At 32.9% G+C, this 18952-nt stretch carries 17 protein-coding genes; 7 read left to right on the forward strand and 10 right to left on the reverse strand.

What is annotated here, in order from left to right:
- Positions 1-148 precede the first annotated feature (148 nt).
- Together AC1Q7L_RS18025 and AC1Q7L_RS18030 are read right to left on the reverse strand one after the other, a co-directional pair.
- Entirely contained in the window at positions 149-2701 is a 2553-nt protein-coding gene (locus AC1Q7L_RS18025) for a DEAD/DEAH box helicase family protein (protein WP_492307048.1), read from the reverse strand.
- Positions 2702-2707: 6 nt separating this feature from the next.
- On the reverse strand, positions 2708-4588 hold the full coding sequence (locus tag AC1Q7L_RS18030; RefSeq protein ID WP_492307047.1) for a DNA methyltransferase: 1881 nt from the start codon (positions 4586-4588) through the stop codon (positions 2708-2710).
- Positions 4589-4709: 121 nt separating this feature from the next.
- On the opposite strand from AC1Q7L_RS18030, the gene AC1Q7L_RS18035 reads away from it, so the two are divergent.
- Positions 4710-6017, forward strand: coding sequence for a DEAD/DEAH box helicase (locus AC1Q7L_RS18035; RefSeq protein ID WP_492307046.1), 1308 nt, complete (start codon positions 4710-4712; stop codon positions 6015-6017).
- A gap of 181 nt (positions 6018-6198) precedes the next feature.
- On the opposite strand, the gene AC1Q7L_RS18040 is transcribed toward AC1Q7L_RS18035, so the two are convergent.
- The gene (locus AC1Q7L_RS18040) at positions 6199-7092 is read right to left on the reverse strand and encodes an SMP-30/gluconolactonase/LRE family protein (RefSeq protein WP_492307045.1); all 894 of its coding nucleotides are present in this window, start codon (positions 7090-7092) and stop codon (positions 6199-6201) included.
- A 175-nt stretch (positions 7093-7267) separates the two neighbouring features.
- On the opposite strand from AC1Q7L_RS18040, the gene AC1Q7L_RS18045 reads away from it, so the two are divergent.
- From AC1Q7L_RS18045 to AC1Q7L_RS18055, 3 genes are all read left to right on the forward strand, one after another.
- The gene (locus AC1Q7L_RS18045) at positions 7268-8734 is read left to right on the forward strand and encodes an aminotransferase-like domain-containing protein (protein ID WP_492307044.1); all 1467 of its coding nucleotides are present in this window, start codon (positions 7268-7270) and stop codon (positions 8732-8734) included.
- 145 nt (positions 8735-8879) lie between these two features.
- Positions 8880-9323 (forward strand): carboxymuconolactone decarboxylase family protein, encoded by a 444-nt coding sequence (locus AC1Q7L_RS18050; protein ID WP_492307043.1) that lies wholly within the window; start codon positions 8880-8882, stop codon positions 9321-9323.
- 16 nt (positions 9324-9339) lie between these two features.
- The gene (locus AC1Q7L_RS18055; RefSeq protein WP_492307042.1) at positions 9340-9771 is read left to right on the forward strand and encodes a GNAT family N-acetyltransferase; all 432 of its coding nucleotides are present in this window, start codon (positions 9340-9342) and stop codon (positions 9769-9771) included.
- An 86-nt stretch (positions 9772-9857) separates the two neighbouring features.
- On the opposite strand, the gene AC1Q7L_RS18060 is transcribed toward AC1Q7L_RS18055, so the two are convergent.
- A complete protein-coding gene (locus AC1Q7L_RS18060; RefSeq protein ID WP_492307041.1) occupies positions 9858-10493 on the reverse strand; it encodes an FMN-dependent NADH-azoreductase in 636 nt (211 codons plus the stop codon).
- 261 nt (positions 10494-10754) lie between these two features.
- On the opposite strand from AC1Q7L_RS18060, the gene ccoG reads away from it, so the two are divergent.
- On the forward strand, positions 10755-12197 hold the full coding sequence (gene ccoG / locus AC1Q7L_RS18065) for a cytochrome c oxidase accessory protein CcoG (protein ID WP_492307040.1): 1443 nt from the start codon (positions 10755-10757) through the stop codon (positions 12195-12197).
- Between the two features lie 138 nt (positions 12198-12335).
- Here ccoG and AC1Q7L_RS18070 read toward each other — a convergent pair whose 3' ends face one another.
- Positions 12336-13217, reverse strand: a complete 882-nt coding sequence (locus AC1Q7L_RS18070) for an AraC family transcriptional regulator (RefSeq protein ID WP_492307039.1) — start codon at positions 13215-13217, stop codon at positions 12336-12338.
- A 151-nt stretch (positions 13218-13368) separates the two neighbouring features.
- Between AC1Q7L_RS18070 and AC1Q7L_RS18075 the strand changes: the two genes are divergently transcribed.
- Positions 13369-13710 (forward strand): MerR family transcriptional regulator, encoded by a 342-nt coding sequence (locus AC1Q7L_RS18075; RefSeq protein ID WP_066750800.1) that lies wholly within the window; start codon positions 13369-13371, stop codon positions 13708-13710.
- Between the two features lie 137 nt (positions 13711-13847).
- Complete coding sequence (locus tag AC1Q7L_RS18080; RefSeq protein WP_492307038.1) at positions 13848-15146, forward strand: helix-hairpin-helix domain-containing protein; 1299 nt, start codon at positions 13848-13850, stop codon at positions 15144-15146.
- Positions 15147-15274: 128 nt separating this feature from the next.
- On the opposite strand, the gene rluF is transcribed toward AC1Q7L_RS18080, so the two are convergent.
- The 5 genes from rluF to AC1Q7L_RS18105 all read right to left on the reverse strand — a co-directional run bounded on the left by rluF (position 15275) and on the right by AC1Q7L_RS18105 (position 18863).
- Positions 15275-16000 carry a 23S rRNA pseudouridine(2604) synthase RluF gene (gene rluF / locus AC1Q7L_RS18085; RefSeq protein ID WP_492307037.1) on the reverse strand — a complete coding sequence of 242 codons (726 nt, stop codon included), beginning with the start codon at positions 15998-16000 and terminating at the stop codon, positions 15275-15277.
- Between the two features lie 10 nt (positions 16001-16010).
- The gene (gene truB, locus AC1Q7L_RS18090) at positions 16011-16709 is read right to left on the reverse strand and encodes a tRNA pseudouridine(55) synthase TruB (RefSeq protein ID WP_410693573.1); all 699 of its coding nucleotides are present in this window, start codon (positions 16707-16709) and stop codon (positions 16011-16013) included.
- Between the two features lie 47 nt (positions 16710-16756).
- Positions 16757-17575 carry an undecaprenyl-diphosphate phosphatase gene (locus tag AC1Q7L_RS18095; protein WP_492307036.1) on the reverse strand — a complete coding sequence of 273 codons (819 nt, stop codon included), beginning with the start codon at positions 17573-17575 and terminating at the stop codon, positions 16757-16759.
- An 89-nt stretch (positions 17576-17664) separates the two neighbouring features.
- Positions 17665-17961 carry a DUF3098 domain-containing protein gene (locus AC1Q7L_RS18100; protein ID WP_492307035.1) on the reverse strand — a complete coding sequence of 99 codons (297 nt, stop codon included), beginning with the start codon at positions 17959-17961 and terminating at the stop codon, positions 17665-17667.
- A gap of 2 nt (positions 17962-17963) precedes the next feature.
- Positions 17964-18863, reverse strand: coding sequence for a cell division protein FtsX (locus tag AC1Q7L_RS18105; RefSeq protein ID WP_410693576.1), 900 nt, complete (start codon positions 18861-18863; stop codon positions 17964-17966).
- Between the last annotated feature and the right edge of the window lie 89 nt (positions 18864-18952).

Here is an 18952-nt window from a genome sequence, read left to right on the forward strand (position 1 = left end):
ATTTGTATTCCTTCTTTTTTACCGGTTTGAATAAATGTGGATTTAAAAAATACGGAAGTAATTAATTTATAATAATTTACCTTTTCAAACCTTACCCACAAAAAGTGGTGCAAAGATACGGAATTTATTTTAACTAAATACAATAATTTTACTTTTCAAATGTACTTTCTAAAACCTTCTTAAACTCGTTTTCATTTCCGTAATTATAAAAAGGAACTGCCGTAATTTTGTATGTATCTGTGTAAATTTTTATGGATTTTTTCTCATTTCCTATTACTTTCAAAAAATCTTCTTTCCACTTGTCATATCCTATTAAATGAGCTCCTTTAGGCTCTATAAAAACTTGAAAGGTTAGTTTTTCATTGGCACGCTCACTGCAGAACAGCAAAAAATCCGGTTCAAATGCACGGCCGTATTTATCAAAAATTTTAATTTCTCTTTCATTCCGAATGAGATGAATATTTTCAAACTTATGACTGAAACCTTCAAAACGTCTGGAAAACAGTTCTACAAATTTCTTCTCTTCCATTGTTCCGTAATTAGCATTATAAGCATACCAAGATTCATTTGAAACCAAATCTTCCTGTCCTTTTGCTCTTTCACTGTGCTTATTGACTCTGATTTCTTTATCCCTGAAAACCTCATGAATAGGCTGTGGATAATAGCCTGAACCTTCATAATCCGTAGAATTATTTTTAATTTCAACCTCTATACTTTGCAAAAGCCCGTTCAATGCCTGAAGGTAATCAAAATGTGAAATTTCCTGAAGACGATTATAACTTCCTGTGAATGTGATTTCTAAATTTCCCAAATAGTTTTCATCTTCAATAAAATCTGAAAGTGATTTGATATTAGGAAAATAACGCGAAAGATGATTGAAATAATAAAACGGATTCTGGCTCAATGCGCATTTGATAACGTGTTTTTGAATATCCACAAGCTTCACATCTTTAGACTTCATAACCTCATCAAAAGTGACGGGACTTTCCAATTGAAAAAACACATTTGAAACTCTTCCGCCACCTGAAGAAAGCTGATGTCTATAGTTAGTTTTCGTAACTCCCAAATCTATAAACGATTTTACTTTATCAAAGTTTTTGGGCAACTTTTTATTAGAAAAAACATAGCCTTTTTTGTATAATTCAGAATCTTTAAATATTGGCTTTAATTTTAATTGTTTGGTTTCAAGATTAGCTTCATCCTCATAAATTCCGGTTTCTATCAATGCTTTTTTTAGCTCTGAAACATACCTGCTGTCTTCTTTCGTATGATAATACAATTCTTCCAGAATTTTCAGGTCATTTGAAATATCGTCATCATATTTTCGAACAAATTTATCTTCCCCTTCTTCCAATGCAAAAGGATAATATCTCGCTCCACGACCGATTAACTGTGCTTCTGAAAGTGTTGTTTTCCCTGGTTTCCCGTCTTTTCCGTCGCGGTCTTCGTATAATCTTACAATATCAAACAAATTAAGGACATCCCAGCCTTCATTCAGTTTTTGAACAGCAAATACAGCTCGAATCGGGTTATTTTCATCTTCCAGAGTATTAAGCAAAATCTGATTTTTCTCTGCCTCGGTATCATTATTTGCACTCAGGCAATTTTCTTCCCGGAAATTGGTTTGAATACGTTTCGCAATCTCATTAAACGAAATACTTTTGGTTTCAAAAAACTGAAAAGCCTTTTGAACAACAGGAACTGTAGACGTTCTTTTAATTTTTTCTACCATTATATCCGAAAACTCTTCAATAAGCTTATGGAAATTCTCTTTATTTTGCTCCGATTCTTTGATTGTTTTCTTTGCTTTAAAGAGAATTACAGGTTTTAAATTAATATTGTTAATCGTTGCCAATTCCTGACGGTACAAATTAAGAATTAATGCCTGAATTACACGCTCTTTCTCATCGTACAAGGAAAGGACAAGATTAATTTCTTTAGAAAATTTATCTGCCCGGAACTGCGAAAGATCATATTTATAAATGACTTTATCTTTATACTTATTGATAATTTCCCGACTTTCATAATCAAGAGTTGCGGTAAATTCCAATATAATATTATCAAAATTCTGATGAAGGATTTTCAGAACTGTTTCTTCCCAGCTTCCAAAAAGATTTCCGCTTTTTGTACCACCGCTCAAATGATGCGCTTCATCCGCAATCATTACTATTTTTTTATCTGTAAAATCTTCATAAGTAACACTGTTTTCTTTGGTATTATTCAAATCAATATGCAACTGTTGGATAGTTGTAAATTTGATATTGATATTTTCATTATCAGCTTCATCAAAGTTATCAATCTGTTTCAGCAAAACTTCTTTTCCGTTGATGACAATTTTATTATTGAACAGATATTTAGACGTTTGCGGATTGAGAAAATTGTCTTTGGTTTTTTGGATGATATTATTGCTGTTCACAAAAAATAGAAAATTCCTGTATCCTTTCTCGTATAAATGGAGCATCAAACCTGCCATTACCAAAGTTTTTCCGCTTCCTGTAGCCATATTGTACAGTAAATGAAGAGGTTTGTTGGGTTTTTCGTCAAAATTTTCCTGCTCTGTATATAAATATCGTTTGAAAGCCTCTTCCTGATAAGGACGAATGCCGAATTTTAAATTATCGATCAATCCGTTTGGCAATATAACCTGCGCTAAAGCCTTGCGTGCAAACGTATTGTTGAATATTTCGTGTAAAAATGCCATTTGCTACTATTTAATTTGATAAAAATCTTTTGTTATTTTCTTGTCTTCCTGTGTACACTCAAAGTTTTCGTCATTGAGTGAAGAAAGATTTACATATAGCTGATTTTTGTTGAGCAGGTCAAAAAGATGTTGTTTTTGTTCTTTCAGACTTAATTTTTTAAAATCTTCGAGATGTTGTTCTTGTTTTTTAATATCAACATTGTAATTCAGGAAAGACTTGTTTTTCATTTCTTCCCAAATCGTTAGAAGATTTTCAGAGTTTTGAGCTTCTTCAATTTGCTCAATAAAGGTTTGATTGTATTTTTTGAGTTCGAGGTAAATGAAGGAACCGCCGCCTTGCCAGTTGATGGATTTGGAAATACCTCCTTGCTCGCCATCGATCACTTTTTTTAAACGTTCAACAGCTACGGTTTCTATATAGTCCATCTGTTCTATTCCAATGTATTGACGATTCATTTTGTGAGCTGTAGATGCTGTTGTTCCACTTCCTAAATGATAGTCTAAAATAATATCCTTTTCTGTTGTTGCTAACTCAATAATCCTTTTAATAAAACCTTCGGGTTTGGGATTTGAAAAAACACGGTCATTAAATAAACTTTTTAAATGCTGAGTTCCGTTAGTAGTTGTTTCCAGATCATCCCAAATTGTTTTCGCAACTTTACCACGTTCCATAGCTTCTGATAAAAACCGTTTTCTTTGAGGCCCTGCATTACCGTCAACACCAAAAACAATTCTATTATCAATTAATAATTCCTGAAATCTTGTAAAGTCATTCTTCCAACTACTACCTTCATTCGGTTTATATATAACTCCTGTATTGGGGTTTTTAATTTCATATTGCTGATTAGGTCGCCAACCTCCAACTTGAAAAGGATCAGCTTTCCAAGCTCCTCTTACATCATTATCCGGATTGGAAAAACCTTCTCCATCTTCTTGTAACCTAAAGTCCATTCGATTTTTTACATAATAATTCTTGTCTTTAAAGTAAACTAAAGTATGAGTATGCGAGTTTGATATAATTGCCGTATTTGTTACAGATTTCGTAGAGTTCCAAATTATATCAGATAAAAAATTTTCATCTCCAAATACTTCATCACAAAGAATTTTTGCATAGTGAGCTTCTCTATCATCTAAACTTATAAAAATTACTCCATTAGACTTTAGTAATAGTTTTGCAACATTTAACCGATTTTTCATAAAAGTCAACCAAGTAGAATGATTAAAACTATCATTATATTTAAAACCATCGTTACCCGTATTGTAAGGCGGATCAATATAAATCAGCTTCAATTTTCCTGCGAATTCTTTCTTTAGAGAATGCAATGCGAGAAGATTGTTTCCTTTAATAATCAGATTATCTGTAATAGTTCCTTTTTCATCCCTTTGAAATTGATCAAAACTCTTTTCACCATCTCTATCGAAATGTTTGGCATTAGTAAAAACTTTCGGATCGAGTAATTCGGTAATTTCGTCCTGCGCTAAAGTTTCATTAAAGAAAATCTCTTCTCTTTTATCTTCTTCACGGCTTTGTCCGCCTTCCAAAATACAGTCTTTAAATGGCCAGACCAAAGCTACCTCGTTGCGTTGTTTCAGATATTTGTCATCAATAGACAAACCAACTTTATTCTTAAATTGAGTATAACTGTCATTGAGATAGTTTTTCTGTTCAAGAAATTGAATGAAAAGATTTTGTTTAAATACCAAAACATCTTTTACCTTGATGAAAAATTTTTCTTTCAAATCGGAATCATCTAATAATAATTCGATTAGTTCTTCATCAAGATTTTGTGCTTTGTTGAGTACTACCCATTTTTTCACTTCTCCATTATCGGAAACGTAATTAGGCTCTTTTTTAATTTGATTTTCAAGTGTTTGATATAATTTCATGCTATTAAAGTTTAATAGCCAAATTTATTTGCAAACTGAAGATTTTCATTACGGGAAACCATAATTCAAATAAATATTGAACGGAATTTTAATAAAAAACAAAATCACCTACCTTTGCAAAATGGAATTAGAATCAATATATCAAAAACTGCAGATTCAGGATATGAATCAGATGCAGAAATCTACATACAAGACCACTGAAAACAATACTGATGTTGTTTTGCTTTCTCCTACAGGCTCAGGAAAAACACTTGCTTTTTTGTTTCCCGTTCTTCGAAACCTGAAAAAAGATGTTTCCGGAATTCAGGCTTTGATTTTGGTTCCGGCTAGAGAATTGGCGTTGCAAATTGAGCAGGTTTTCAAATCTATGGGAACGGATTTTAAAGTTTCTGTTTGTTATGGAGGTCATGATAAAAAAATTGAAGTTAATAATTTAATTGAAGCTCCGGCTGTTTTGATCGGAACTCCGGGAAGGGTTACGTATCATTTAAGAAATAACAATTTTGATCCGAAAACGATCAAAACTTTGGTTTTGGACGAATTTGATAAAGCGTTGGAACTTGGTTTTCATGAAGATATGGAATTCATTTCTAATTCTCTGAGAGGTCTTTCTCAAAGAATTTTAACTTCTGCAACAGCGATGGATGAAATTCCGGAGTTTACAGGATTGAAGAATGAAAAACTCGTTGATTTCTTGAAATTAGGTGATGCAAAACCGGATATTCAGTTGCGAAAAGTAATGACGATTTCTGAGGAAAAATTAGACACTCTGTTTAATTTGATCTGTAAAATCGGGAATAAAAGAACCTTGATTTTCTGTAATCACCGTGAGGCTGTAGACCGTATTTCCGACCTTTTGGCTGACAAAGGAATCGACAGAGAAACCTTCCATGGCGGAATGGAACAGGACGAAAGAGAACGCGCTTTACTGAAATTCAGAAACGATTCTGCGAGAATTTTAATTACAACTGACTTGGCTTCGAGAGGTTTAGACGTTCCGGAAGTTGAATCAATTGTTCATTATCAATTGCCTCATAAAGAAGATGCTTTCATTCACAGAAACGGTCGTACCGCAAGAATGAATGCTAAAGGTTTTGCTTATCTGATCATGACTGCGGAAGAAAATTTTCCATTCATTAAAAATGATACGCCTGAAGAAAGTGTTGCAGGATTTAGTACTTTTCCAGAAAAAACTCCTTTCCAAACGATTTACATAAGCGCCGGAAAAAAAGATAAAGTGAATAAAGTGGATATCGTTGGATATCTGATCAAAAAAGGACAACTTAGAAAAGAAGATATTGGCTTGATTGAAGTAAAAGATACGACTTCTTATGTTGCCGTTTCTAGAAATAAAGTTAAGACATTGTTGGATACATTGATTGCTGAAAAACTGAAAGGTAAGAAGATTAAGATTGAGGTTGCTTATTAAACACGAATTACACAAATATTTTTTCACAAATAACACCATAATTATATCAATAGGAACGGGCTTTAGCCCGTTTTTTTATGAATGATATTCAAATCTGGCTTTAGCCAAGACTTAAATAATAATGTTTTGTGTCATTTGTGAAAAAATATTTGTGTAATTCGTGTTTCAATAAATTTTAAAATTATCTAACACCCTTCACCTTTGTCGGTAAAGTATACACCGATTTTGAAGCTGTGATGAATAAAATCTCGTTATTCTTTCCTCCGAAAGTAACATTTGAAGTCCATTCTTCATCAATCGGAATTTGATAGATCTTTCTTCCATTACGATCGAAAATCGTTACACCCTTTCCTGTTAAATAAAGATTTCCGTGTTTGTCGAGTGTCATTCCGTCTGAACCCATTTCGCAGAATAATCTTTTCTCAGATAATTTTCCTTCACCTAAAATGTCGTAAACATAGGTTTTTCCGGCATCAATATCCGAAACGTAAAGCTTTTTATACTTTTCACTTCCTACAATTCCGTTGGGTTGTGTGAATGTTTCTAGTTTCGTTATTTTTCCTTCTTTATTTCTGTAATACAAACTTTTGTGTGGAATTTCCTGTTTGAAATTTACCCAATAATCTCTTTTATACAAAGGATCGGTGAAGTACATTCCGCCAAATTCGTCGTTCCATACATCGTTGGGTCCATTCAGTCTTTTTCCTTCAAAACCTTTTGATAAAATTTGTACTTTTTTATCTTTTGATATCTTCCAGATTTCACCGTTGTCATCCGAACAAGTGATCAAATTATCATCCTTATCGAAATGTGTTCCGTTGGCTCTACCCGATTTATCTAAGAAAACAATTACCTGGTTGGTCTTCCAGTCCCAATAATAGATTTTATCATTGGGTTGGTCTGTAAAATATACATTCCCCTCTTTATCCGAAGATGGGCCTTCCGTAAAACTGAATTTATCGGAAACCCTTTCCGGCTTTACACCATCATAAAACATGTTACTATAATTTACTGATTTACAATTTACTAATGCGAAAACCAAACCAATCAAGCTGATTCTAAAGATATTTTTCATTCTCCATTTTTTAACGGTTACAATTTACGATATCAACGATAAGATTCAAAGTTTATTTTCTCATTTTGATAAATTAAAAATTCTGATATTTAAAATAAATCAGAACCAGATTTTTTACTTCAAATAGACCAGTTTATATTAAATTTGTGTTGATCCATTTAATTAAAGACTAATTATGCTTCCTTACAAAAATCTTATCATTATTGACAAAAACAGTGAAGTTCCGATTTACAAACAAATCTCACTACAGTTTATTGATTTGATTCAGGAAGGAAAATTATTGCCCGGAAGCAAACTTCCAAGTACACGTTCTCTCGCGCAAGACTTGCATCTTCACAGAAAAACAATCATGGCTGTTTATGAAACATTAGTTTCGGAAGACTGGATCGACAGCCAACCGCGCAAGGGATATATCGTCTCACCCAATTTACCCGTTGTAAGGCCGAGATCATATCATAAAAAAATAAGTCCATTTTCCACAAAAGGGAAATTTGATTTTGACCGACGGGAAATTATTCACTTCACATTTAATACTGATTCTAAAAATAATATCATCATTGATGACGGCTTCCCAGATACTTCCCTACTGCCTTTCACTACGATCAATAAAGAATTCAGAAGGTCATTAGATAAAGTGATCATAAAAGATAATTCAAAATATGCTTTAGATTCTGCTGGTTTTAAAAATTCTCTGCAGACTTTCCTGAATCAAACGCGTGGAATAGATTTTAGTTTTGAAAATCTTTTCATTACAAGAGGCGGTCAAATGGCCATTTATCTCGCAGCTTCACTTATCATAAAACCCGGAGATAAAGTTGTGGTAACGGAACCAAGTTATTTTATCGCTGATGCACTTTTTGAAAAACTGGGAGCAGATATTATTCGCGTTCCTGTCGATGATCAGGGAATGCGTACTGATATTTTGGAGGATATTCTAAAAAAACAGAGTATAAAATTAATCTACGTAATTCCGCATCACCATCACCCAACTACAGTTACGATGAGTGTTGAAAGGAGAAATCATCTTTTAGAGCTTATCAATATTTACAATCCTGCGGTGATAGAAGATGATTACGATTATGATTTTCAATTTAAATATGATCCTTACCTGCCTTTAGCCAGCGGAGATCACAACGGAAATATCATCTACATCGGTTCTCTTACAAAAGTTTTGGGAACTCCTTTTCGACTCGGCTATATGATCGCCACAGAAGAGTTTTTAGCCGCCGTTTCAAAATTGAGAATTCTGATTGATCTGAAAGGAGATTTAATCATCGAACAAACCGTTGCAGCGATGATCAATAGCGGAGATCTTGCCAGACATATCCAGAAAACCAACAAAATTTATTCTCAAAGATGCGATCTTTTATGCAACTTGTTAAATGAAGAGCTTAACGATTATATTAATTATTCTAAACCTTCGGGAGGCTTGGCTTTATGGCTTAGTTTCAAACCTGAATATGAATTATCAAAAATAATCAAGCATACACATGAAAACGGTTTAAGCGTTAAAAGTAATTTCTATTGTACCGGAAAAAATGCTCATTACAATTCTTTCCGTTTTGGGTTTGCTTCTATGGAGGAAAAGAAAATTACGGATGCTGTTCATATCCTTAAAAATTCTGTGAAAAAGATGTATTAATTTTTGTTTTAAAATCAAGTTCAAATCTGGACTATTTAAATAAAATCAACTGGTCCTCAGTTCAGGTTTTTGTGATATCTAATTTTGCACTGTTCTTAATGAAGAATGGAACAAAAAGATATTTTTTAACAATAAAATTGAAAACATGAACAAAAGAATTAATCTCTTCCAAAATTTCACAGAAAATTCTAAACTGATGATCGAAATGGATAAAAATATCCTAAAATCAGGAATTCCGCCTTTGTATATTGAATTGATAAAAATCCGTGCTTCACAAATCAATGGTTGCGCTTACTGTATCGACAAACATATTGCAGATGCCCTGAAAATGGGTGAAGATCAGCGAAAAATCAATGTTTTGGGAGCTTGGCATGAAGCAAAAGACTGGTTCACCGAAGAGGAAACAATTGTCATCCGATTAACAGAAGAAGTTACGCTGATCACTCAAAACGGAATAAGCGACGAGGTTTTCGAAAAAGGAGTAGCATTATTCGGAGAAGAAAAATTTTCTAATCTAATTATGGCTGCGATAAGCATCAATTCATGGAACAGAGTCGGTGTCGGGCTGCATTTACATCCAACAAAATAATTCAAAACTTATCACAATGGAAATAAGAACCATCACAACAGAAGCAGACATTATGATCTGTAAAGATATCATTCTTGCATTCAGAAATAATTTAAAAGAGGAAAATCTCGTAGAAGAAGTTATTTATTTAATTAAAAATGAATCATTTAAGATAAAATACCTTTATGACGATAAAAACCATAAAGCAGCAGCTTTTATCGGTTATCGAAATATGCGTATGTTAAGAACAGGACCCACCATTTACATTGATGATCTTTATACAGATCCCGACTACAGAAGCCAGGGATGTGGAGCAACATTGCTTGGCAAGGTAAAGCAGGAAGCCATCGAAACAGGAATGAAATCAGTGCATTTAGACAGTGGTTTTGCACTCCATCCGGCTCATCGTTTGTACCTCAATAGCGGTTATGTATTGGCTTGCCATCATTTTGCGCAGTTGATTTCGTAAACTTTAAATATCATTCTCATATATTGCAATGCCAATTTTCTTTAAGAGCTTTTGAAGAGGTTAAAAAGGAAAATTGGCTTTTTTTATTACAATTTACTGATCGAATTCTTAATTTTTTCGGTCGCAGTCTGCAAAGCATTATTTAAAACCTCACTTCCATAAGAGGAACCGTTCAAAACAAATTCTTCAACCTCATCAATTCCTAAAATATTAAAAACAGTTTTAAGATATTCGCTCTGGAAATTCATAAAAGCAAAATTTTCACCTTTTTCATATCCTTCATTTCCGCGTACCAACAATAGATATACTTTTTTCCCTTTCAACAGACCATTGTAAGGTTTTTCTGTATCTCCTTTATTCACCGTAACTGTTTCATTTACTCTCACAATCTGGTCAACATACGCTTTCAATGAGCTCGGAATAGACCAATTGTACATCGGAGTTCCCAACACAATAATATCTGACTGTTTCAGCTCATCAACTAATGCATCGCTGATCTTTAATTCCTGAATTTCTTCTTCAGAACGAAGATCTTTTGGTTTAAAAGCAGCCGAAATCCATGTTTCAGAGATATGTGGAATATTTCCCTGACCGATTTCCCGATGGCAGATCTCATCATCAATATTCTTCTCTTTCCAAAGGTCAACAAACAATCCTGTTAAATGACGGCTCAAAGATCTTTCTTTTCTGGAACTGGCATTAATCACCAATACTTTTTTCATAAATATATTATTTAAAATTTTCAGATACAAAATTATCCTTTGGAGAAATGATTATCATGAACCAGTTAATTTTATTTAAATAGCCCAGATCAAAATGTCCGAATAATCCTATTTTGTAAGTAGATGGTATTAGTTATTAATTGACTTTATTCAGAGCTTTGCAGTAGTCTAATCAAAAGATATTTTCTTCTTTATCTGATACGTAAAATGAGAAATTAATCAAGTTTGATATGACGTTTTCAAATTAAAACAATCTAAGCGATGAGCATACAATCCGGCGATATTAAAACTTCAGATATTGAAAATGAAGCTTTTAGAAATTCGGTAGGTACGATGGATGAAACCGGAAGCCGAAAATGGGTCTTTCCAAGAAAACCAAAAGGAAAATACACCAATTACAGAAATTATGTGAGCTATTTCCTATTAGCTTTATTCTTTGGATTACCTTTTGTAAAGATCAATAACAATCCTTTTTTACTAATTAATGTTATCGACAGAAGATTTTTCATTTTTGGACAACCGTTTTATCTTCAGGATTTCTTTATTCTGGCATTAGGAGCAGTTACTTCCGTCATTTTTGTCATGTTATTTACAGTAGTTTTTGGAAGAATATTCTGCGGCTGGCTTTGTCCGCAAACCATTTTCATGGAAAGTGTTTTCAGAAAAATCGATTATTGGATTGAAGGCGACAGAAATAAACAAATGAAACTCGACAGACAGGAATGGGATGCCGAAAAAATCAGAAAAAGAGTTACGAAATGGTCAATTTTCGCTTTGATCTCAGTAATTATTTCACATTTCATGTTCATGTATATCGTGGGTTATGAAGAGGTTTTTAAAATTATGACAGAAGGTCCAATTGAACATTCTTTAAATTTTATAGGAATGATAGGCTTTGCGCTGACTTTTTATCTTGTTTTTGCTTGGCTTCGGGAACAGGTTTGTACTTTGGTTTGTCCGTACGGAAGACTTCAGGGAGTATTGATCGATAAACAAACCGTAAACGTTTATTACGATTTTAAAAGAGGAGAAAACCGTTCAAAATGGAGAAACGGAGAAGACAGAAAAACAGAAGGCAAAGGCGATTGCATCGATTGCCAACAATGTGTAGTGGTCTGTCCAACGGGAATCGACATCAGAAACGGACAGCAATTAGAATGCATCAACTGTACAGCTTGTATCGATGCCTGCGATGAGGTCATGGAAAAGGTTGGACTTCCAAAAGGATTGGTGCGGTATGCAACCGAAGCTGAAATTGAAAATCAGGAGAAATTCAAATTTACATCAAGAATGAAGGTTACGACTGCGTTTCTTGTTATACTGATCGGTTTCCTTGGATTTTTGATGTACGACCGTGGTTCTATGGAAGCTAAATTTATCAAACCTGCAGGATCAACTTTTTTCATTAAAAACGGAAAAATAACGAATACTTTTATTTATACTCTACTCAACAAAACGAATGAGAAAAAGACTTTAACGATAAAAGTTATGAATCCTAAAAATGCTGAAATAACATTCTTTGGTAATGAAAAAATCATCTTAAAAGGTGATGAAATTTTAAAAGGAAACATCAACATCACTTTTCCGGAAGAAGATATTAAATTTTCAAAACAAAACATGACCATCGGTGTATTCGATGAAAACGGAAAAATGCTGGATTCTTTTGATACTAATTTTGAAGGACCGTTTAAACTTCTTTTGTAGATAGAGAGTTGAGGGTTTTAGAGTTGGAGGGATTTAGGGAATTAGAGTTTTACAACTTGACAATTTTTTGAATTAAATAATCTTGTATTTTATTTAAACCAAAAACTATCAACCTTCAACCAAAAACAAACAACCAATTTAAGCCTTATATTTCTTAATAAATTGCGTGGGAGTCATTCCGGAGCCTTTTCGGAAGACTCTCACAAAATAAGAATATTCTTCATAACCGAGACGAAAAGCTATTTCAACCAAGCTCTCATCAAGGTACATCAGCATTCTTTTTGCTTCCAAAATTACCCTTTCGGTGATGACTTCTGTTGCTGTTTTTTGAACTACGGTTTGTGTAATTCTGTTTAAATGCTTTGGTGAAATTTCCATTACAGAAGCATAGTACGCGGTTGATTTTTGAGTTGTAAAATATTGTTCAACCAAATTCTCAAAATCCTGATAATGTTTAAAATAAGAAACACTTGTCGGCGAACTTATTTCATCAAAATTTTTAGAAAACTGCCTTGTTGTATTGATATAAATCTGAGACATAAGAGAAAGAATTAAATCATCTTTCATCATATTCTGAGCGTAATATTCCTCTCCTATTTCTTTGAATAAATTAATTATTTTCAATAAATCTTTCGATTCAAACTGAAACTTTCTTGGAAAAGTTGGCGAACTAAAAAATGGAAAACTTCTTAATTTCCTGTTCACATAATGCATGTCATAATATTCCTGCGAGCAGAAGAAAATATAGCCATCTGTATCTTCCGAAAGCTCCCAACTGTGAACCTGTCCTGGTGACAAAAAGAAAATACTTCCCTCAGAAACTTTATATTTCTGAAAATCTATTTCGTGAATTCCTTTTCCTTTGGTAAAAAGTACGGTGACATAAAAATCGTGACGGTGCGGTTTCTCAATATGTTTATGACTGGAAACCAAATGATCTTTCATTGTATTAAAATAAAAATCCGAAGCATTCTTCCCAGACTGAAAAAGATCGATATGTAAGACTGAGATAGAATTCATCTTAATTTTATTTGATATCAAAAATAAAGAAAAAATTTGCAGTTCCTAAATGACTTTATACATGATTTATACTACAAAAATGAACATTTTGTGTTACGTATTTGTAACAAGGTTTAAAAAATATTTATCTTTGAGTTTTAGGATTTGTAAAATGAAGATAAATTTATCAGATAAACTGTATTATTCTATAGGAGAAGTAGCGAAAGCTTTTGATGTAAACACTTCATTAATACGTTATTGGGAGCAAGAATTCCCTATCATTAAACCTAAAAAAAATAAAAAAGGAAACCGATATTTCACTCCTGAAGACATTAAAAATCTACAGATCATCTATCATTTGGTAAAAGAAAAAGGCTATACGCTGGACGGAGCTCGAATTGCCTTAACAACCAATTCCAAAATCTCTGAAACAGTGACAATTATTGATCGATTAGAGTTTGTAAAAGCAGAATTATTAAAGTTGAAAGAATCTTTGGCAGATAATCCGGAATAGTTTTCTTTAAAATATTTACAAAAATTCTCTTTCAGATTTAAATTGACAATCTTACTCATCAAATTACTTTACAAAAAATAGTATTTCCAGTTCAGTCATTGCTTTGTACTTAAATTTCTTATTAAGTTTACGGCAGGATGAAAAAAAACTATTACCAAAGACTGGCATTCATGGGAATGCTGTTGATTATTCTGTTCACATTTCAAAAATATACAAGTAAGGAAAAAGAAGATTTTTCTGATGTAAAATTTGTTTCTGAAAATGCTATTCCTTTGAGTTTATCTGAATTTGAACCGAATGATCTTGATAAAAAACAATGGCAAAATCTAGGCTTTACTGAAAAGCAAATTGCCACTATTTTAAATTATAAAAAGATTGTTGGAGGAAGGTTTACGTCAAAAGAGCAATTCAAAAAATGCTATGCTGTTTCGCCGGAAAAATTTGCAGAGCTGGAATCGTATATTTTACTTCCTGAAACCAATAAAGAAGCTAAATCTTCTCAATTCAAAAGCTTTGAGAAGAAAAGCATCAGTATTTCAGGGAAATTTAACCCGGATCATTATTCTGCGAGTGATTGGGTGAAAATGGGTTTCAGTGAAAGACAGGCGGAAGCTATTTTAAAGTATAAAAGTTATTTGGGAGGAAGTTTTGTCAGCAAAGAAAAGTTTAAAGAATGCTTTATCATTAATGATGAAAATTACGAAAAACTTGAACCTTATTTGATACTTCCTGCAAAAACTCCTGAAAATTTTAAAAATTTTGCTAAAAACTTTACTTCCGGAAAAACTAAAATTCAGTATCATTCTTTTGATCCTAATACTTTGAATATTGATGGTTGGAAAGCCTTTGGATTTTCTGAAAAACAAGCCAATACAATTGTTAATTATCGTGATAGAAACTTAAGAGGTAGTTTTAAAAGTTTAGAAGACATTCAAAAATGTTTTGTGATCTCAGCTGAAAAGTTTGAAGAATTAAGACCTTACATTAAGCTTAATCCATCAAGTTTAGCAAAAGTGGATGAAAAGAAATTGGAGATCAAACAAGAAAAAACAGATTTCTCAAAAACAGATCTGAATTCAATTACTTTTAAACAGCTTTTAGAGTTTGGAATGGATGAAAGAGCTGCGGGATCAATAATAGGATTTAGGAAAAAGTTGGGTGGTTTTGTGAATAAAGATCAGATTCTGACAACTTATAATATTGATAAAGATTTAACCCAAAAACTGCTTGCAATTGCTCCGTTAAATACTTCAAATGTCCCAAAATATACGTTAGTCGATGCTCCAGAAGAATGGCTTAAAAATCATCCTTATTTTAAATATTCTGCGGATAAAATTATTTTCTACAGAATTAGCGAACGTGATGAAAAGAAAATCTGGAAATTATTGAAAATAAAACCGGAATATGAGGCGAAAATGAAACTGTATTCGAAGTAGTAAATGCTTTATTCGTAAACGCTTCGACTTCGCTCAGAATAACATTTCTAATACTAACTGCATTATTTTAACAGTGAATTTTTAGCGATGTCATGCTGAGCGAAGTCGAAGTATCTTTAAATTTATAACTAGTCAATTGTTTTGCTAGAATCTTCAAGCAAATCATTTAAAGTAGAAAGTTCAGTATCCGTCAAATCTCTCCATTTTCCAACGGGAAGATCTAGTTTTATATTCATAATACGAATTCTTTTTAGCTTTTTTACTTCGTAGCCAAGATATTCGCACATTCTACGGATTTGTCTGTTTAAGCCTTGTGTAAGAACGATTCTGAAGGTCATGTCATCTATTTTTTCAACTTCACATTTTTTTGTGACTGTATCCAAAATAGGAACTCCATTTCGCATTTTATCTAAAAATTTTGGATTGGTAGGCTTGTCTACTCGTACCAAATATTCTTTTTCGTGATTGTTTCTGGCTCTCAGAATTTTATTAACAATATCACCGTCGTTGGTTAAAAGAATCAACCCTTCACTTGGTTTATCTAATCTTCCAATCGGGAAAATCCTTTTCGGATGGTTAATATATTCTATAATATTATCTATTTCGCGCTTGGTATCTGTTGTACAAACGATGCCTACAGGTTTATTGAAAGCAATGTAAATAGGCTCATCCTCAGATTCACGTATTGGTTTGCCATCAACTTCCACGATATCTTCATCAGAAACTTTAGTTCCCATTTCAGGAACCTTTCCGTTGATCGTAATTCTGCCTTCTTCCAAAAGCTTATCTGCAGCTCTTCTTGAGCAGTATCCGGCTTCCGATAAATATTTATTGATACGTGTTTTCTCCTGCATAGGTTAGTTTTTAATTATTATCAAATCTAAAATCATTATCTAAAAACTGAGTCGTTGCGTCTTCAATTTTATAGTCACCAATTTTTGTACGTCTTAATTGTGTTAAATAAGCACCAACACCCAATTCCTGCCCGATATCGTGAGCCAGACTTCGGATATAAGTTCCTTTTGAACAGCCTACTGTAAAGCTTACCAAAGGAAGATCTATTTTGATGTCTTCAATATAAAGAATTGTAGTTTTTCTGGATTTCATTTCTACTTCCTCTCCTGCTCTAGCTAAATCATACGCTCTTTTTCCATCAATTTTTATTGCTGAAAAAACAGGTGGCGTCTGATCTATTTCACCTAAAAATTTCATTACAGCTTCATTGATCTGCTCTTCTGAAATATGCGAATAATCCTGTTCAAGGATTTCAGGTTTTTCGGTGTCGTAAGATTCTGTTTGTACTCCAATTTTAATTTCAGTCCAATATTCTTTGGGAGCATCCTGTATTTCAGGGATTTTCTTGGTGAATTTTCCGCAACAAACGATAAGCAATCCAGTTGCTCTTGGATCTAATGTTCCGGCATGACCAATTTTAAATTTCTTGGGAAGATTAAACTCTCTTTTGAGTTTATATTTCATTTTATTAACGGCCTGAAAAGAAGTCCAATCCAGAGGTTTGTCTAATAAAAATACGTGTCCTGATTGCAGTTCTTCAGCTGTCATGAATGATGAATAATATATAATTGGTAATCAGTAATTTTTTAACCTGATTATTTAAAAAAGTAAAAATAAATCAATAAAGCCAATCCAACAAAAATACGGTACCATCCCCAAGGTTTGAAACCATATTTATTTAAAACTCCGATGAAAGCTTTAATAGCGATTAATGCGACAATAAATGCGACAATATTTCCAATCACGAAGATCATAATATGGTCGTTTGAAGACATGATCATCTCATATCCTTTTTGAGGATTAGGTGTTTCTTTACCCCATGTTTTAACAAAAACAGAATAAACCGTAACCGCCAACATCGTAGGAACTGCCAAAAAGAATGAGAATTCTGCAGCAGCTTTTCTCGTTAACCCCTGAGTCATTCCTCCAATAATTGAAGCAGCACTTCTACTCGTTCCAGGCATCATCGCAAGACATTGCCAGAATCCAATTGTGATTGCTTTTTTTACGGTAATTCCCTTTTCATCATCGATGGTTGGATTTTTAAACCATTTATCTGCAAACAATAAAACAACTCCACCAAGTACCAGAACTGATGAAATTGCAATCTGATTTCCAAGGATAGCTTCAATTTTATCATCAAATAAATATCCTAAAGCCAATGCAGGAACAACTGCATAAGCCAACTTAAAATAAAACTTGATATTATTGAAATCAAAGAATTTTTTCCAATATGCCACTACAACAGACAAGATCGCTCCAAACTGAATGGAAACCTGAAACATTTTTAAAAATTCATCTTCCTGCATGCCCATTAAATTGGCTGCAAAACCCATATGTGCGGTAGAAGAGATTGGCAAATATTCTGTCAGCCCTTCAATAATGGCAATAACGATTGCTTTGATTAAATCCATAGTTTATATAAAAATTTAAAGATTAAGAGATATTGAAATCTAGAATCCTCTAAATCTCGCAATTTCTTAATCTTTAAAATAAAAATTAATTATTTTCTTTTTAAAATCGCGTACACTTCAATGACGAATCCTATTACAATGAATAGAGGTGCAATTCTTATTCTTCGAATAGAAAAAATATCTTCATTCCAAGAATTAGGATCTAGCTTTCCGTCAATAGTATTGGCGTCTGGTCCCATCATTAATAAAAATCCGACAACAATAAATGCTAAACCAATAAGCATCCATTTAAAGTTTTGCTGTCCGAAATAGAACGTGTTTTCCTTAGTAGTTTCAGTTTCTTTACCGAAATCTGCAGCAGAAAATTTATTTGTTTGTTTGCCCATTTTTAAGAATAATATAAATCGTCAACGTTAGATTTCAAGAATCTCCATGTTGCGATGATTGTACTTAGAACCGTAATAAGAACTCCAACTCCCAATACAAGCACGATCAACCAAAAATACTGCTGATTATCCTGTACGAATGATGAACCGATCTGGCTCGTGAAATAATACCAAACACCACATAAAGCGGCAAGCCCGATAAAAGATCCGATAGCTCCTAAAACAACAGCTTCAATGATAAAAGGCTTTAAGATAAATCTTCTTTTTGCCCCTACCAACTGCATGGTTTTGATAATAAATCTTTTTGAAAATATTTTCAGACGGATAGAATTATTAATTAAAACTACCGCTAGAATCAAAAATAAAAGAGAAAAACCAAAAATCCATTTTAAAATTCTACTAAGGTTGTTGTATACATCTACCATTAAGGTACTGTCGTTTTTCACGTCTACAATTCCTTGAACAGATTTGATGATTTTTATAGCTTCATCAATTTTTGCAGGGTCTACATATTCAGGTTTCAGGGCAATTTCTATTGAAGAAGGGAAAATATTCTCCTCGAAAAGCGCATCGCTATCGATTCCCATACTTTTTTTAGCTTCAATTGCAGCTGCAGCTCTTGAAATGTAGGTCGCCTTTTTTACAGGTGCCAAAGTCTGTACTTTCTTTAAAGTTTCTTCTTCAAATTTTGCAATTTTTACAGAGTCTTTCGCGTCATAGTTTTCATCAAAGTAGGCATTGACAACCAATTGTTCCTTGATATAGTCGGAATATTTCTGGGCATTGATCAAAATAAGTCCCATTAATCCTAACAAAAATAACACTAAGGCAATACTTATTACGACTGTAATATTGCTCGATCGAAGTCTCTTCTTATTAAATTCATCTACAGATTTAGCCATTAATATTAAAATTTTTGGCTAAATTAGAAAAAAACTTCCGAAATTTGGGACGAAATAGAGAAAATCATTGTTAATAAAATCATAAAAAA

It is taken from the genome of Chryseobacterium sp. GW823-FHT05E08 (assembly GCF_058795655.1).

Bases quoted from the DNA above. Each gene is read 5' to 3' on its own strand.
- AC1Q7L_RS18035 (WP_492307046.1), top strand. From the start codon at position 4,710: ATGGAATTAGAATCAATATATCAAAAACTGCAGATTCAGGATATGAAT.
- ccoG (WP_492307040.1), top strand. From the start codon at position 10,755: ATGAGCATACAATCCGGCGATATTAAAACTTCAGATATTGAAAATGAA.
- AC1Q7L_RS18030 (WP_492307047.1), bottom strand. From the start codon at position 4,588: ATGAAATTATATCAAACACTTGAAAATCAAATTAAAAAAGAGCCTAAT.
- AC1Q7L_RS18055 (WP_492307042.1), top strand. From the start codon at position 9,340: ATGGAAATAAGAACCATCACAACAGAAGCAGACATTATGATCTGTAAA.
- AC1Q7L_RS18060 (WP_492307041.1), bottom strand. From the start codon at position 10,493: ATGAAAAAAGTATTGGTGATTAATGCCAGTTCCAGAAAAGAAAGATCT.
- rluF (WP_492307037.1), bottom strand. From the start codon at position 16,000: ATGCAGGAGAAAACACGTATCAATAAATATTTATCGGAAGCCGGATAC.
- AC1Q7L_RS18040 (WP_492307045.1), bottom strand. From the start codon at position 7,092: ATGAAAAATATCTTTAGAATCAGCTTGATTGGTTTGGTTTTCGCATTA.
- AC1Q7L_RS18075 (WP_066750800.1), top strand. From the start codon at position 13,369: ATGAAGATAAATTTATCAGATAAACTGTATTATTCTATAGGAGAAGTA.
- AC1Q7L_RS18105 (WP_410693576.1), bottom strand. From the start codon at position 18,863: ATGGCTAAATCTGTAGATGAATTTAATAAGAAGAGACTTCGATCGAGC.
- AC1Q7L_RS18080 (WP_492307038.1), top strand. From the start codon at position 13,848: ATGAAAAAAAACTATTACCAAAGACTGGCATTCATGGGAATGCTGTTG.
- AC1Q7L_RS18050 (WP_492307043.1), top strand. From the start codon at position 8,880: ATGAACAAAAGAATTAATCTCTTCCAAAATTTCACAGAAAATTCTAAA.
- AC1Q7L_RS18095 (WP_492307036.1), bottom strand. From the start codon at position 17,575: ATGGATTTAATCAAAGCAATCGTTATTGCCATTATTGAAGGGCTGACA.
- truB (WP_410693573.1), bottom strand. From the start codon at position 16,709: ATGACAGCTGAAGAACTGCAATCAGGACACGTATTTTTATTAGACAAA.
- AC1Q7L_RS18045 (WP_492307044.1), top strand. From the start codon at position 7,268: ATGCTTCCTTACAAAAATCTTATCATTATTGACAAAAACAGTGAAGTT.
- AC1Q7L_RS18025 (WP_492307048.1), bottom strand. From the start codon at position 2,701: ATGGCATTTTTACACGAAATATTCAACAATACGTTTGCACGCAAGGCT.
- AC1Q7L_RS18070 (WP_492307039.1), bottom strand. From the start codon at position 13,217: ATGAATTCTATCTCAGTCTTACATATCGATCTTTTTCAGTCTGGGAAG.
- AC1Q7L_RS18100 (WP_492307035.1), bottom strand. From the start codon at position 17,961: ATGGGCAAACAAACAAATAAATTTTCTGCTGCAGATTTCGGTAAAGAA.